We start from the raw sequence: 15190 nt of genomic DNA, 5'->3' as shown, positions 1-15190 counted from the left end.
ATGAAAAATATCTTCCTTATAACAATTGGCCTGCTAACAATGCTATCCGCCAGTGCTCAAGAAACAGTTGCTTGGGGAACTCAGGTAATTGATGTTTCCTCTGAATTTTCGCCATATGAATACTCTGCTATTCAAACATTGCATAGGCCCAATGTGCTACCTAATGGTGGAGAAAATCCTAATGCTTGGCGACCAAAAAACACTGACAAAGAGGAGTTTATCATGGTGTCGTTTAGTACACCTATCAAAGCAAAACAAGTTGCGATAGCTGAATCAGAAAATCCTGGAGCTGTAAAGGCAGTTTATGGGTATGATGCAGAGTACAATGAATACTTATTGTTTGAACTCACACCCAGAGATCTTCCCATTGAATCCAGGTTATTGAACCTGTTCTTTGAAACAACACCTTACGCAGTTCAAGCAGTTAGGGTGGTGTTAGATGGTAGTATTTCAGATGGATATAATGCAATTGATGCAATCGGGATTTCTGCTTCAAACATACCTATCAATGTATTATTAAATCTTGCTACAGGGGTAAATAGCTCAGTTGATGCAGAAAAACTAAGCACTAATGTTAATAGTGATTATGTGGAGCATAGTCCAATAATTTCACCTGATGGGAAAAAGCTTTACTTCTCAAGACAATTTCACCCAGACAATGTTGGTGGTGTAAATGATGCTGAAGACATCTGGGTTTCTGAGTTAGATGAAGAAACTGGAGAGTGGCTCCCTGCAAAAAATGTTGGTCCTCCATTAAATACAAAAGGCCCGAATTTTATCAGTTCAATAAGCATGACTCCCGACGGAAAAGAAACTTTAATTCTCGGAAATAGATATGGAAAAAAGGGACGTATGTATACGGGAGTTTCCATGTCCACGACGGAAGGTGATAGCTTTTCTGATCCCGTTTCAATCGAGATAGATAATGAATACAACTATTCGCCAAATGCGGACTTCTTTTTAGTTCCAGGCGGTAAGGCCATGATTATGTCTGCCGAAAGAGACGACACTTATGGTTCAAGAGATTTATATGTATCCTTCAAAAAAAATGACGGAACATGGTCTGAGCCTCTAAATCTTGGAGATGATATAAACTCACTTGGTGAAGACGAATCGCCATTTATGGCTGAAGATGGACGTACTCTTTACTTCTCATCAGATGGCTATACTGGATATGGTGGTGCCGATATTTATGTTTCTTTCAAACTTGATGATACCTGGAAACGCTGGTCAGAACCTGAGAACTTAGGCCCAGGAATTAATAAAGAAGGAAATGATGAATACTTCAGCATTCCAACAACAGGTCAAAATTTATATTTCACCAGAGGTGAAAAGGGAGAAGATACCGACATTTTTACTTTTAAGGTAGAAGACTTGTTCTCTGACAAAATTGAGTCTCCTTTGGCTTCATCTGTTGAGCATTTGGTTCCAGAAGAAATAATTGCAACTGTATCGGGTACTGTAGTTGACGCGAAGACTGAGAAACCAGTAAATGGAGCAACTGTTCTAATCGAGAGACTTCCTGATGGATTGGATATTGGTCATGCCGCAACAAATGAAACAGGTACATTTAAGTTTACGGTTCAAGGTGGCTGGCAGTATGGGCTAGTTGGAGAGGCTCCGGGATATATTTCAGAAACTGAACGTTTAGATTTCGTTGAGCTTTCAAAATCAGATACTGTAGAGAAATTCATTCGAATTTTCCCTATTCAAAAAGGCGAAACTATCGAGCTTAAGAATATCTTCTTTGACTTTGATAAAACTGAGTTGAAGACAGCTTCATACCCAGAGTTAAACAGAGTTCTTAACTACTTAAAGGATGGAACTATTGAAAAAATCTCGATCGCTGGACATACAGATAGCGTGGGTGACCCCAACTACAATATGAATCTTTCTGGAAAGAGAGCTAAAGCAGTAATGGACTATTTCATTAAGAATGGAATTAGCAGAGATCGTCTATCATTCAAGGCCTTTGGTGAGAGTCAGCCTAAGGTTCCTAATGATACTCCTGAAAACAGACAGAAAAATAGACGAGTTGAATTTGTGATAGAATAGCTACTAAAAAGACATCGAAGAAAAAGTCAGCTTTAAGCTGACTTTTTTATTTTTATGAGATGGATATTACCACACAATCTGAGATTAGAGATCTGTTCGAACGTGTTAAAGATCACTCAATAGCATTAAGAACTTCAACGCTCAAACAACGAAAAGAAAAACTTAGGAAGCTTGAGGACTGGATTTTAAGTCATAGACAGGAAATCCAAAAAGCCATACACAGTGATTTACAAAAACCGGCCGAAGAAGCTGATCTAACAGAAATTTTTGTTGTTTTATCGGAAGTTAGGAAAGCCAGAAAAAACCTAAAAGCATGGATGGCGCCAAAATCAGCTCCAGCAAGTATTACCTACTTAGGCACAAAGGCTGAAACGTTTTATGAACCTAAGGGTGCATGCCTGATTATTTCTCCATGGAACTATCCCTTTCAGCTTGCAATAGGCCCTCTGGTATCCTCAATTGCTGCAGGAAATACTTGTATTATTAAGCCATCGGAATATTCAGAAAACACCTCAGTACTTATTCAGAAAATGTGCAACGAGCTATTTAATCCTGAAGAAGTCTCGGTCGTCCTTGGAGCTGTGAAGGAATCACAAGAATTACTTTCCCTACCATTCGATCATATATTTTTTACGGGAAGCCCTCAGGTAGGAAAAGTTGTAATGTCTGCAGCTGCAGAACATTTAGCTTCCGTTACACTTGAGTTGGGAGGAAAGTCACCAACTATCGTAGATGAAACTGCAAGTATTAAAGATGCTGCTGAAAAGATTGCGTGGGGCAAATGGCAAAATGCGGGGCAAGTATGCATTGCTCCAGACTACCTTTTCGTGCATGAAAGTGTGAAAGATCATCTTATTGAAGAATTGATTGTTCAGTCTAATAAGATCTATGGATCAAAAGAGACATACGGGGGGATAATCAGCAGAGACCATCACAATCGTATCAATGATTTAATGGCTGATGCAATAGATAAAGGAGCTGATATTGAATGTGGTGGTAAGTCAGACAGGGATAATCTTAGATTCTCACCAACGCTCTTGTCAAACGTTGCCAAGAACTCGAGACTTATGGAGGAGGAAATTTTTGGACCGATTCTACCTTTGATGGTATATGATGACCTTGATAAGGTCATAAAATTTATCAATGAGAAGCCAAAACCATTAGCGCTTTATTTATTTTCTAAACGCAGATCGACAATGAATCGAATAAAGAAAGAAACAAGTGCTGGAATGTTTACTATAAATGATGTCGTGCTTCAATTTGCACACCCAAACCTACCTATTGGTGGAGTAAATAACAGCGGTATAGGCAAAGCGCATGGTCATACAGGCTTTATTGCTTTTTCTAATGAAAAAGCAGTTGTAAAGCAACGTCGAGGACTAACTATGGCAAAGACAGTGTATCCACCATACTCTAGCTTTAAAAAGTTTATGATAGATTTTATGGTTAAGTATTTTTGAGCCGTGAAAAGACTTGCTTTTATTTTAATGCTTGCAGTCGCAGCTGGCTGCAATTCAACTTCTGAAGAAAAATCTTTAAACCGTCCAACAGAATGGCACGGTGAATGGAACGCAGAGTGGGAAACTCCGCCTGAATCCTACCCAGGAGTTGAAGATATGGAATTTTACATGACTGGAAAATTTGCATTTACCCAAGACAGTCTAACTAAAACAGTGAATGGATACCCCGGTTGTATTTTTGCTATAGACACATTAGCTCATTCTCAAATATGGCATGTTTCTGGAGACACATTGTATCTCATGAATGGTGTAGAATCACCTGGTATGACATATGTGATAACTTCTAAAACTGATGATAGGATAAGGCTTCAGTTAATGGAAGATATATATGTGACTTTGAGCAAGTAATCTTATAGCCTCTGTAGTACCTGCATTCTATTCGCATCTAGCTTTAAGAAGCTAAATAACAAAATAGTAAAAGCCCACAACGATGACCCACCATAACTAAAAAATGGAAGAGGTATTCCAATAACAGGAAATAGACCAATTGTCATGGCTATGTTTACTGTAAAATGGAAAAAGATTATACCAACTACACCGTATCCAAAGAGTCTAGAAAAAGTTGACTTTTGTCTTTCGGCCAAATGGACTAACCTCAGTAATAATGTAGCAAAAAGAGCTAGCATTAATACGCTGCCAATCCAACCGTGCTCTTCTCCTATAGTACAAAAAATAAAATCTGTTGTTTGCTCCGGCACAAAGTCGAATTTTGTTTGTGTCCCTTCTAAAAAGCCTTTTCCAACAAACCCTCCTGATCCAATTGCAATTTTAGATTGGGTTACATTCCAGCCAACACCTAAAGGATCAATGTTTGGGTTAACTAGTGACAAAACTCGTTTTTGTTGGTGGGGTTGTAATACATCTGTAAGAACAAAATCAACACTTCTAACTACAGAGGTAACAACTATTGCACCTGCTATTATATAGACAAGCCTTTTTGGAGTTCTTGCATTTAGACCTAAAGCTAAAAGAGTGATTACTGCAATCCCTGCCAACAATACCGTCTGACTTACGAGAAGAGTCAAAATAAATACAGCAAAAATTGAAAGCCCTATTACGAGCAATAAAGGCGGCATCCCTTCTCTAAACATCGGTACTACTAATGCTGCAAATACCAATGCTGTACCTGTATCACCTTGTAGGATTGTTAGCGCCATAGGTAATACTATGATTGCAAAAGCAATACCTAAAGTATTTAGATCCGTTAGCTTTCGATTTACACCGTCCAGATACTTCGCCAATGCTAAAGCAGTAGCAAATTTGGCAAATTCGGATGGCTGCAATCCGAAACTGCCAATACCAACCCATGATTTTGACCCTGCAACTTCCTTACCACCAATTAGGATAAATAATAGTGTAGCCATTACAACACCATAAATTATATAGGCGAAAGAGTCAAAAAATTTATAATCAAAAAAGAAAATTGTAAACGCAATCGCGATAGAAGTAAGAATCCAAATTAGTTGTTTGCCTGCACTTGTGCTGAAATCAAACAAACTTTGATTCACTGCTGGATCGTATTCTGCAGCATAAATATTGAGCCAGCCTGCAATTACAAGCGCCCCAAAAACAAGGACTGAAAGCCAGTCAATTTTCTGCGATAGTTGGTCTTGGCGCATTCTTTGGTAAATATCTTTCTTCTAATACATAATCCTCCAGCCAAAATCTGGAGACACTATCCATAACATATTTTTCTGCTAACAAACTTGCAACAGAGACAGCTGCCCTACCTCCCTGACCTGCGTTTTCCACATATGCTGCAATTGAAATCTTAGGGTCATCCAAAGGAGCAAAGCCCATAAACCCAGAATGATCCTCTCCGTGAGGATTTTGCACTGTGCTTGTCTTACCTGCAAGTTTCAATGGTGCATAGTATCCGCGAATTCCAGAGCCAGCCATTACCACTTGTTCCATTCCTTTTAGGACTGATTCAAAAATCTCAGGATCATATGGTAAAATCTCTTTCTTAATGTTAGGGTTTGGCCATCCCTCAATTTTATCAACCACATGAGGAGTAATAAAATAACCACGATTTGCAAGGATTGCACCCAAATTAGCCATTTGAAGGGGTGTGACCGTCAATTCTCCTTGACCAATACTAAGCGAAGCTATGTTAGAATATTTCCACCTTTTTGCCCCATAGAGTCGATCATATGAGTCCAGACTGGGTACATTTCCAATAACCTCATTTGGCAAGTCTACGCCTAATTTACGTCCTAAACCGAATTCCATTACGTGTTCTCGCCAATTCTCTAATCCAATTCTAGAGTCGATGTAAGCACTTTCATCCAAGCCCCTTTGCACCATGCGTCTCATTATCAAATAGAAATAGTTATTAGATGACTTTGTAATAGCCTTAACCATGTCATATGGACCTGGAGGGGCTAAATCACCAATATTGCTACCATCTGTCCTGATGATTTCATTAGATGAAACTACTCCTTCATGCATAGCAATAATTCCTTGTATGGTTTTAAACATTGAACCCGGTGGATAACGTGCCTGGAGGGGTCTGTTTAAGAATGGTTTATTTTCATCCTTATTAAGCACACCAAAGTTTTCACTTAAACCTTTACCACTAAGCAGTTGAGGATCGTAAGATGGTGCAGATACCAAAGCCAGGATTCTCCCAGTCGAAGGTTCAATAGCTACCACACTACCAACTTTTCCTTCCATAAGCTTCTCAGCATATTGTTGGAGCTCTAAATCAATCGTAAGATGAATACTTTCGCCGGATTGAGGCAATGTATCATATTCTCCTCCTCGATAATCATCTTTAATAATGCCTTGTACATCTACTACCTTATATGTAGCTCCTCGTTTCCCTCGAAGATGGTTCTCATAGGACTTTTCAATGCCACCAATTCCAATATAATCCCCGGAACGATAGTAATCAGTTGTATCCCGATTCAAATAATTACTGCTAACCTCACCTACATAACCAACAACATTTGCAAGTGATGCTGTGTTGTATGATCGAATGGTTCTTGGCAGGACATAAAATCCTGGATATCTTATAAGTTGATCTTGAAGTTTAGCAAAAAGATCATCTGAAATCTGTTCAATAAACTTAGAGGCAAGAATGGATGAATACCTTTTAGCTTTACTCAGCTTCTCATCAAATTCCTCGCGTTCTATCTCTAAGAGATTACAAAAAGCTGTCGTATCCGCAATCTCAGCTTCCTTGGGCACAATCATGAGATCATAAACAGGCGAATTGAATATCACCAGGCTATCATTGCTGTCATAAACTAATCCTCGAAAGGGATATTGCACGATCTTTTGAACTACATTATTTTCTGCAGCCACTTTATAATCCTCATCAAGGATCTGTATGTAGAAGAGCCTTGCAGTAAAAATTATTACTGTAAATAGTATTAGAGCCCTAATCAATAAACTCCTACCTCTCATGCCCTTTGCTTCTTTGGTGCAACGATAAAGTTAATGATGAATATCACTGCTGAGCTGAAAAGTGCACTGAAGAATGTTTTGCTAAACAGAATTCCAAATAGATGGAATCCCCCATTTTCAATGACAAAAATCAATAAATGATGAATAAAGACCAGCGGGAATATATAGTAAATGAAGCCTGTCTTTTTTAGGCTTGAAATATTCAAGTTAATTACCTCTTGGGCGTCATCATTAACAACATTCAGCCAAAAATTTCTGATAAACATTATAAATACTGAAGCCGAGGCATGAATACCTGGGGTATCAGAAAATACATCTACAAGAAGCCCAGAAAAAAAAGCAATAATCATCAAGTATGACCGACTCAATGTCCTTGGCAAAAGCAATAAAAATCCTATATAAAAGAAACCAAAAGCCTTATCAAGCAGCGTTACGCGATGAATTAATGGTAATTGTACCAACAAAAGCAGGATTAGGTTTAAAATCTGTTCTTTTATGCTAATTCTGGTCATGGCAGCTCCAGCGAGTCTTTTTCTGATTTAAGCAAGTCATTAATCACAAACACCTGGTACAAGCTGGTGAAGTCCGTTGCTAGCTTCAACTTAGCCTCGTAAAAAGTCATGTGCTCTTCTAAATTTAGTTCATCAACAACTCCTACAAGAATATTATCAGGAAATACGGAGTTAAACCCAGAAGTCACAATAGAGTCTCCTTCTTGTAACTTGATATGTCTGGGAATATACTTCACACTCGCCCTATCATACGTTTCTTGATCCCACTGAACAGTGCATTTAGTATCGGTTCTTTTCAGCATAGAAGAAACAAGAAGCTTTGGGTGGAGCAGTGAATATATCGTTGCAAAATTGTTCGTTACAGATTTTACTTGACCCACCACGCCAAAGGATGAGATTACACCCATTCCTACCGATATACTGTCCTTTCTACCCGCTGAAATTGTTATGAAGTTTGCGCCTCTATCAAACGTGTTATTTATGACTCTGGCTCCAATTACCCGATATTGATCTACAGTATCAATAAAAGCGTACTTGTCTGTCCTCAGGAGTCGGAGTTCTTGTTGAAGTCTAGCATTCTCCAACATTAACTGTTCGTTGATATCTGTCAGTTTAAAGTAATCACTAACATCATTTGAAGTCTGAGTAACGGATGCTGATACTTCATTACTGGAATTAAGAAAGGAAGCGTTGTATCTATTATTAAAATTGACAAGAAGCCACGCACTCACGATTTCCAAGCCTATGAATACGGCTACTTCTCTCTGTTGATAAAGGAAATCTAAAAGCCTTTGCATTCACTTCTTAGGTCATCAATACCGCTTTATACTGATTTAGACTTTTAAGAGCAGCTCCTGTTCCTCTAACAACAGCTCTCAATGGATCTTCCGCAATATGAATTGGAAGTTTGGTTTTCATTGCCAACCTTTTGTCCAAACCACGTAGCATTGCTCCACCACCTGTTAGGTAGATCCCATTATCATAAATATCCGCAGATAGCTCTGGCGGAGAAATTTCCAAAGCCTTAAGGACAGCCTCTTCAATTTTCGATACTGACTTGTCAATAGCAAAGGCTATTTCAGAATATGAAATTTTGATGACTTTTGGAATACCTGTCATCAGATCTCTACCTCTAATCTCAAAGTCTTCAGGAGCATCTTCTTCAAGTTCTGTCAGAGCAGAACCTACCTCGATTTTCACTTTTTCTGCTGTTCTTTCACCAATAAGCAGATTGTGCTGTCTTCTCATGTAATCTAGAATATCCTTGTTGAACGAATCTCCAGCAACACGAATAGACTGATCACAAACGATCCCGCTTAAAGCAATCACAGCAATCTCAGTCGTACCTCCTCCAATATCTACCACCATGCTTCCAACAGGTTGATCAATATCTATTCCAATACCTACTGCAGCGGCTATAGGTTCGTGAATCATGTAAACCTCTTTTGCTCCGGCGTGCTCAGCCGAATCTCGAACGGCTCTTTTTTCCACTTCAGTAATTCCGGAAGGAATACAAATAATCATTCGATGGGATGCTGGTAAAAAGCTCTTTTTACCTTTGTCCATCATTTTGATCATCCCACGGATCATATGCTCCGCTGCATGGAAATCAGCAATTACCCCATCTTTGAGCGGACGGATCGTTTTAATATTTTCGTGAGTCTTTTCGTGCATTTGCATGGCATCTCTGCCAATTGCCAACACTTTGTTTGTGTTTTTGTCAATTGCAATAATTGAAGGTTCATCAACTACAACCTTATCCTTACTTATAATAAGTGTGTTGGCAGTACCTAAATCAATAGCTATGTCGCTCTGGAAAAAATCGAAAAGACCCATGAATGCTCACTCTGAATTTGAGAGCGAATTTAGGCTCGATTTTGCATAAAAGCTAAAGCATGAACAATTAGTGATAAAAGTTTCATTTTTAAGAAGTTGCACGCTCTTGCTTAGATTTCAAAATTCGCATTTTTCCACGTAGCTCATTGATCGTTTCTTTTGACAGTTCCATATATATTCTAAAGCTATCATTTGCCACGAGTTTTTCAGCAATCAGCATCTCAAATGCTTTGTTTTGCGACAGTTGAACACGCTTTACTCGCTTCATTCCTTCAGCAACAGTATCAATTCGTGCAATTCCGTTTTTGATGTTCATTAAATCCTCATAGAATTCATCTATTTTATCTTTTTTCTTCTGAGCCTGCCATTTAGTCAATGAAACTATACCACTCCATAGAGCGATAATGATTGATAATATTACTCCTCCAAGTTCTGCATAGCGCTCAATAAAACTAGGCTCTTCTCTATCTAGAAAAATACGCGCACCCTCATGTAATGGTATGTTTAACTTAGCTTGATCAAAATCTTCTTTCATTCCATCAAACAATAGTGGATCGATGGATGTAAAAATTTGACGGTTTCTAAGCATTGTTTTTGTGAAATCATTGACAGCCACCTCTCCCATCTTTGATCGAACCATCATTACTAAATCAACAGAGAGTGTCACAATAGGCTTTTCATTAAAGCTCCAATATGAATTCTCAGGAATGATGAATGGTGAGAGTCGAGGATATTTTAATGTTATACCTTGTACAGTAGAAGCATCACTTACATTACTAGCATCATCAAAGGAGAATAGCCTAAATCCTTTGTATTCATCTAGATGCTTCTTGGAGAAAAGATTGGTAAGTTCTACGACTACATCAGCCTCTTGCATGTCAAATGTCACAACTGGAACAGAATAGTCTAATCCATAATAGTCCCATAAATCCATCATCAAATTGTAAGTAGGAGAGCCTTCACGTCCAATATAAAGTGGCCCACTGTACATTAGCGACTCAAATGAACTGGCGTCAACATGATCCTTATACAATACATGGAGTACTTCTGAATACACAGAAAATGCTGAATTAAGGCCATCTTGATAGTTCACATAATTTTCAACCAGAGCGATATCAACCTGATCATTAATCAAACTATCTAAATTGGCATTGGTATTCATACCCTCTATTAGCATGATTTCAACATTGAATTCACTTTCAAGAAGGTCCTTCATTTTCGTTGCAATCTCCTTATTGGGGCCTTCATTGTTATAAATGAATGAAAATCTGAGTGTTGTCGGGTTACACGAAGCAAGCAATAATATAGCTAGTGTAACATGGATTAATTTCTTCATAACAGCATATTACGGGTACTTTAAAAATACTGCTAATTTTTTTGTGTCAAATTATTGACACTTCGCATTTTGCAGCTAAATCCAAATCAGTCATTATTTTGCACTATTTTAGGAGTACTTTTGCTGCCAGCATCTGAGGATATTCTTTTTTTGAAGAAAAGTAAGTCTCTTGGAACAATTTTTAATTTGATTTTGATTGCCAAAAGTCACATGACTTAAAAGGCAGCAAAAAACAGATAAAGACACATGAAAAATATTTCCTTTTCGGATAAGGTAAAATACCGATTTGACAGTTTTGTTTCCCAGGGAACAATCTCAATGATCAAAGGCCTTGGCGTAATTACTGTCGTAGTAATTATACTATTTGGCGCCTCCTTGTTGCTTCTCGGGCTGCACCCTGATCATGAGTCGAACTTTAACATCTTCGAATCGTTTTGGGTGAATCTTACCCATGCTTTGGATCCCGGTGTATTGGGTAATCATGATGAGAATTGGCCATTTAGGCTATTTATGTTGATGACCACTGTAATAGGTCTAGTGATTATTTCGACACTCATTGGTCTTGTATCCAATGGTATTCTTACCAAACTAGAGGTTTTAAGAAAAGGACGTTCATTCGTTATAGAAAAAGATCATGTTCTCATTTTGGGATGGTCTTCAAAAATATTTACAATTATTCCTGAAATTGTTGAAGCCAACGAAAATCAAAAAAGAGGGGTAATTGTGATCCTTGCGGACATGGATAAAGTGCTGATGGAGGATGAGATCAAAGATAAAGTTGGGAATACTGGCAATACTCAGGTAATCTGTAGAACGGGAAACCCTATTGACGTCCATGATTTGAAAATTGCTAACCCGTTTGATACTAAGTCTATTATTATTCTTGATAAGGAAAATGAGAATTCTGATAGCCAAATAATCAAAACGATTGTTGCGATCGTTACGGATCCGAAACGAGAAAAATTGCGCGGAAATGCTGATGAAAGACCGTATCACATTACGGCAGAGATGGAAGACAAGAAAAACTTCGATGTTGCCAAAATGGTTGGTAAAGACGAGGTAGAGTTGATATTGTCTGATGAAATCATATCAAAAATCATGGTTCAAACCAGTAGACAATCTGGCTTGAGTGTCGTTTATCAAGATCTCATGGATTTCGATGGTGACGAGATTTATTTTGAAGATGCTCCTTCATTAGTTGGTAAACCTTTCAGAGATATACTTTTTGCCTATGAAGACTCTGCGATTATGGGTATTCAATTTGCTGACGGTCACGTTGCAATTAATCCCCCAATGGACACTGTATTCAGTAAGGGAGACAAAGTAATTGGTATTACGGAAGATGATGATACATTAATTCCAAACTCAAACCCTGTAGATCCTCATGAAAGTAACATTGTGTATACTGAGCCAGAACCTCAGGACAGTGAAAAACTTTTAATTGTTGGTTGGAACAACCGTGCTAGGTATATCATTAGAGAGCTTGATAATTATGTTCCAAAAGGATCTGAAGTTAGAGTAGTTTCAAAATTCCCAGATGCTGAAAAGACAATCAATAGACTTAAAGAAAGAGTTAAAAATATCACTATTGATTTCGAACTTCAAGATACCACTGGGCGTGAAACTTTAGAGTCAATGGGGCTAGAGCAATATGACTACATCATTTTGCTTTGTTATCAAAACTATTTTCCAATTCAGGAAGCAGATGCACAAACACTCATCACGTTGCTTCACTTAAGGAATTTCACTGAGATAAAGGGAAGTAAATACAAGATCGTTAGTGAGATGCTTGATATCAGAAACAGGCAATTGGCAGATATTACTAGTGCCGATGATTTTATCGTAAGTGACAAACTGATCAGTTTATTGATGAGTCAGGTATCTGAAAACAAGGACTTGATGCGCGTTTTTGAAGACCTATTTGATGCTGATGGGTCTGAAATTTACATTAAGCCGGCAATCGAATACGTTCAGCCTGGTATGAAAATGAATTTCTATACAATTCTTGAATCAGCAGCTAGAAAAAATGAAGTTGCCATCGGCTATCGTGTAATTAGTAAAGCAAGAGATGCCGATGATCAATACGGGGTTGTATTGAATCCTAAGAAATCGGATGAATTTGTTTTAGCAGAAAACGATATGGTGATCGTTCTGTCTGAAGATTAAGATTTCTTTAATGCTTCTCTAATTTCTTTCATGGCTCTTCGCCTATATAGTCTTGTATTGTGACTTGTAGGCTCAATGTTCTTAATAAAATCAAGTACATCGCTTTTTTGATGACCATTCAAGTTTTGTACAGAAGATAGAATCTCAGTATCCAATCTTAAATAATTCATAATACTGTGGTTTATATTCAACCTAATTTACGTTCCCACTATTAGCGGGGTTTTAGTTTAATATTGTATTTCGATGAACTTAATCTGTCGAAACATAAAACTTTCGTAATATTCCATCATTTTACTGAAGACGAATAGATAAAAAACCCCTAAATTCAATTCATTAAAACAACTATATCCCATGGCTAATCACTCCAACGAAATCGCACAATTCATTGAAAAAATTGCTGCTAAAAATCCCAATGAGTCCGAATTTTTACAAGCTGTAGTCGAGGTTGCAGAGACTATTGTACCCTTTATTGCAGACAAGCCAAAGTATAAAAATGCGAATATCTTGGAAGCCATGTGTGAGCCTGAGAGAGTATTTATGTTCAGAGTTCCGTGGCTAAACGATAAGGGAGAAGTACAGATCAATAGAGGCTATAGGATTCAAATGAATTCTGCTATTGGACCGTACAAAGGCGGCTTAAGATTTCATCCAACAGTTAATCTTAGTATTCTGAAATTTTTGGCCTTTGAGCAGGTTTTCAAGAATAGCCTAACTACGCTGCCAATGGGTGGAGGTAAAGGGGGATCTGATTTTGATCCGAAAGGTAAAAGTGACAATGAAGTTATGAGATTCTGTCAAAGTTTTATGACAGAACTTAGTAAGTACATCGGGCAATTCACCGACGTTCCCGCAGGTGATATTGGAGTAGGGGCTAGAGAAATAGGATATCTATTTGGGCAATATAAAAGAGTGCAAGGGGAGTTTATTGGGGTCTTAACAGGAAAAGGCCTTCAATACGGAGGTTCTTTGATTAGACCAGAAGCAACGGGGTATGGATGTGTGTATTTCAGTGATGAAGTTCTTAAGCATAAAGGAGACAGTTTGGAAGGTAAAATCTGTACGGTCTCAGGCTCAGGAAATGTTGCTCAATTTGCAATAGAGAAGCTTATTCAAAATGGGGCCAAAGTAGTGAGTGTCTCTGATTCAGGTGGTTCCATCTATGATAAAGATGGTATTAATGAAGAGAAGCTTGCTTATATCAAAGAACTAAAAAATGTAAAAAGAGGAAGGATAAGTGAGTATGCAGATAAATTTAGTAGTGCTACTTTTAGAGCCGATGAAACACCATGGACCATCAAATGTGATTTGGCCTATCCATGTGCCACTCAGAATGAGCTACCTCTTGAGGATGCCAAATTATTAATCTCCAATGGCTGCATTGGTGTGTTTGAAGGTGCTAATATGCCTACTACAGCAGATGCAGTAGAACTGATTAAGTCGAAGAAATTAATGTTCAGTCCTGGCAAGGCTTCAAATGCCGGAGGAGTTGCAACTTCCGGGTTAGAAATGTCCCAAAATTCTTTGAGAATTTCATGGACCAGAGATGAGGTTGATCAAAAACTAAGGGGAATAATGAGGGATATTCATGAAAATTGTGTGGCTCATGGAGAGATTAGCAAAGATTACGTAGACTATGTTAAGGGAGCGAATATTGCCGGGTTTGTAAAAGTTGCCGATGCAATGATTGCGCAAGGAGTCGTTTAAATTTTTTTAAGACACATAAAGCTTTGTGCATGCATATTCTGATGCACTAAGGTTCTTAAGGGTTCAATTTCTTTGAACCCTTTTTTTAGGTCTTGGTAGGTTTCTTGCGTGAGTGCAAAGCGAACTTTTTTATCCGGAAATTCAACTAAACCATTCTCAAGGTTCCGCCCCATAGTGGTATCAACAATTGAGTCCATCGCAATGTATAGAATGCCATCTGTTTTTAGAGACATATTTAGTATACGCCACATCTCTTTTAAATCTTCTTCAGATTTTGCAAAATGAAGCACACGACTACAAATTATTAAGTCGAATTCATCCTGTGAATCTGAGTCTCTTAAATCAACATTCTTAAATTTTGCTTTTGAGTCTGGTAGATTTTCAGATAAATATTGAATCAAAGAAAGTTTGGAACGATCAATATCTATTCCAAGATATTCGTATCCATTTTGAATAAAATAGATCCCGTTTCTACCCTCACCGCATCCAACGTCTAGCACTTTACTTGGAAACGAGACAGTGCCTTTCAAGACCAAATCCATTAGGAAAAGATCCATGTCTCCAAAATAATTATTGATGTCTTGAATTTGCATGTAGGTCGTCCTATATGCGCCTAATTTAATAGGAATAATAAAAAGACCGGATAATAG

Annotated in this window: 13 protein-coding genes; 5 read left to right on the top strand and 8 right to left on the bottom strand. The window is 38.0% G+C overall.

The features are described 5' to 3' along the window. From ACY650_RS09310 to ACY650_RS09300, 3 genes are read left to right on the top strand one after another with little or no spacing between them, the layout of a single operon-like run. On the top strand, window positions 1-2055 hold the full coding sequence (locus ACY650_RS09310) for an OmpA family protein (RefSeq protein WP_462254025.1): 2055 nt from the start codon (window positions 1-3) through the stop codon (window positions 2053-2055). A gap of 59 nt (window positions 2056-2114) precedes the next feature. After that, entirely contained in the window at window positions 2115-3515 is a 1401-nt protein-coding gene (locus ACY650_RS09305; RefSeq protein WP_462254023.1) for an aldehyde dehydrogenase family protein, read from the top strand. 3 nt (window positions 3516-3518) lie between these two features. Continuing rightward, window positions 3519-3923 carry a hypothetical protein gene (locus ACY650_RS09300; protein WP_462254021.1) on the top strand — a complete coding sequence of 135 codons (405 nt, stop codon included), beginning with the start codon at window positions 3519-3521 and terminating at the stop codon, window positions 3921-3923. A gap of 2 nt (window positions 3924-3925) precedes the next feature. Here ACY650_RS09300 and rodA read toward each other — a convergent pair whose 3' ends face one another. The 6 genes from rodA to ACY650_RS09270 form a co-directional block, all read right to left on the bottom strand. Continuing rightward, window positions 3926-5194 carry a rod shape-determining protein RodA gene (gene rodA, locus ACY650_RS09295; protein ID WP_462254019.1) on the bottom strand — a complete coding sequence of 423 codons (1269 nt, stop codon included), beginning with the start codon at window positions 5192-5194 and terminating at the stop codon, window positions 3926-3928. Next, on the bottom strand, window positions 5163-6986 hold the full coding sequence (locus ACY650_RS09290) for a peptidoglycan D,D-transpeptidase FtsI family protein (protein WP_462254017.1): 1824 nt from the start codon (window positions 6984-6986) through the stop codon (window positions 5163-5165). The genes rodA and ACY650_RS09290 overlap by 32 nt, the downstream gene beginning before the upstream one ends. Next, entirely contained in the window at window positions 6983-7498 is a 516-nt protein-coding gene (locus ACY650_RS09285; RefSeq protein ID WP_462254015.1) for a hypothetical protein, read from the bottom strand. The genes ACY650_RS09290 and ACY650_RS09285 overlap by 4 nt, the downstream gene beginning before the upstream one ends. Beyond that, window positions 7495-8295, bottom strand: coding sequence for a rod shape-determining protein MreC (gene mreC, locus ACY650_RS09280; protein WP_462254013.1), 801 nt, complete (start codon window positions 8293-8295; stop codon window positions 7495-7497). Before mreC ends, ACY650_RS09285 begins: the two co-directional genes overlap by 4 nt. Before the next feature lie 7 nt (window positions 8296-8302). Continuing rightward, window positions 8303-9334: a rod shape-determining protein gene (locus tag ACY650_RS09275; protein WP_462254011.1), complete on the bottom strand. Its 1032-nt coding sequence runs from the start codon at window positions 9332-9334 to the stop codon at window positions 8303-8305. Window positions 9335-9422: 88 nt separating this feature from the next. Continuing rightward, window positions 9423-10670: a TAXI family TRAP transporter solute-binding subunit gene (locus ACY650_RS09270; protein WP_462254009.1), complete on the bottom strand. Its 1248-nt coding sequence runs from the start codon at window positions 10668-10670 to the stop codon at window positions 9423-9425. A gap of 246 nt (window positions 10671-10916) precedes the next feature. Here ACY650_RS09270 and ACY650_RS09265 point away from each other — a divergent pair, with 246 nt between their 5' ends. Continuing rightward, the gene (locus ACY650_RS09265; protein ID WP_462254007.1) at window positions 10917-12836 is read left to right on the top strand and encodes a CASTOR/POLLUX-related putative ion channel; all 1920 of its coding nucleotides are present in this window, start codon (window positions 10917-10919) and stop codon (window positions 12834-12836) included. Here the strand turns inward: ACY650_RS09265 and ACY650_RS09260 are convergent. After that, window positions 12833-13006, bottom strand: coding sequence for a hypothetical protein (locus ACY650_RS09260; protein WP_462254005.1), 174 nt, complete (start codon window positions 13004-13006; stop codon window positions 12833-12835). The genes ACY650_RS09265 and ACY650_RS09260 overlap by 4 nt on opposite strands. 181 nt (window positions 13007-13187) lie before the next feature. Between ACY650_RS09260 and gdhA the strand changes: the two genes are divergently transcribed. After that, a complete protein-coding gene (gdhA, locus tag ACY650_RS09255) occupies window positions 13188-14540 on the top strand; it encodes an NADP-specific glutamate dehydrogenase (protein ID WP_462254003.1) in 1353 nt (450 codons plus the stop codon). Here the strand turns inward: gdhA and ACY650_RS09250 are convergent. Further along, window positions 14537-15133: a class I SAM-dependent methyltransferase gene (locus ACY650_RS09250; RefSeq protein WP_462254001.1), complete on the bottom strand. Its 597-nt coding sequence runs from the start codon at window positions 15131-15133 to the stop codon at window positions 14537-14539. The two genes, gdhA and ACY650_RS09250, sit on opposite strands and share 4 nt — an antisense overlap. Between the last annotated feature and the right edge of the window lie 57 nt (window positions 15134-15190).

This window comes from Ekhidna sp., from assembly GCF_963691765.1.
Taxonomy (GTDB): Bacteria; Bacteroidota; Bacteroidia; order Cytophagales; family Cyclobacteriaceae; genus Ekhidna.
The sequence above is the reverse complement of the archived record's forward strand: the minus strand, read 5'-3'. Positions and strand labels throughout refer to the sequence as shown.

Bases quoted from the DNA above. Each gene is read 5' to 3' on its own strand.
- ACY650_RS09290 (WP_462254017.1), bottom strand. From the start codon at position 6,986: ATGAGAGGTAGGAGTTTATTGATTAGGGCTCTAATACTATTTACAGTA.
- ACY650_RS09285 (WP_462254015.1), bottom strand. From the start codon at position 7,498: ATGACCAGAATTAGCATAAAAGAACAGATTTTAAACCTAATCCTGCTT.
- ACY650_RS09270 (WP_462254009.1), bottom strand. From the start codon at position 10,670: ATGAAGAAATTAATCCATGTTACACTAGCTATATTATTGCTTGCTTCG.
- ACY650_RS09275 (WP_462254011.1), bottom strand. From the start codon at position 9,334: ATGGGTCTTTTCGATTTTTTCCAGAGCGACATAGCTATTGATTTAGGT.
- ACY650_RS09310 (WP_462254025.1), top strand. From the start codon at position 1: ATGAAAAATATCTTCCTTATAACAATTGGCCTGCTAACAATGCTATCC.
- ACY650_RS09305 (WP_462254023.1), top strand. From the start codon at position 2,115: ATGGATATTACCACACAATCTGAGATTAGAGATCTGTTCGAACGTGTT.
- ACY650_RS09260 (WP_462254005.1), bottom strand. From the start codon at position 13,006: ATGAATTATTTAAGATTGGATACTGAGATTCTATCTTCTGTACAAAAC.
- mreC (WP_462254013.1), bottom strand. From the start codon at position 8,295: ATGCAAAGGCTTTTAGATTTCCTTTATCAACAGAGAGAAGTAGCCGTA.
- ACY650_RS09265 (WP_462254007.1), top strand. From the start codon at position 10,917: ATGAAAAATATTTCCTTTTCGGATAAGGTAAAATACCGATTTGACAGT.
- ACY650_RS09250 (WP_462254001.1), bottom strand. From the start codon at position 15,133: ATGCAAATTCAAGACATCAATAATTATTTTGGAGACATGGATCTTTTC.
- rodA (WP_462254019.1), bottom strand. From the start codon at position 5,194: ATGCGCCAAGACCAACTATCGCAGAAAATTGACTGGCTTTCAGTCCTT.
- gdhA (WP_462254003.1), top strand. From the start codon at position 13,188: ATGGCTAATCACTCCAACGAAATCGCACAATTCATTGAAAAAATTGCT.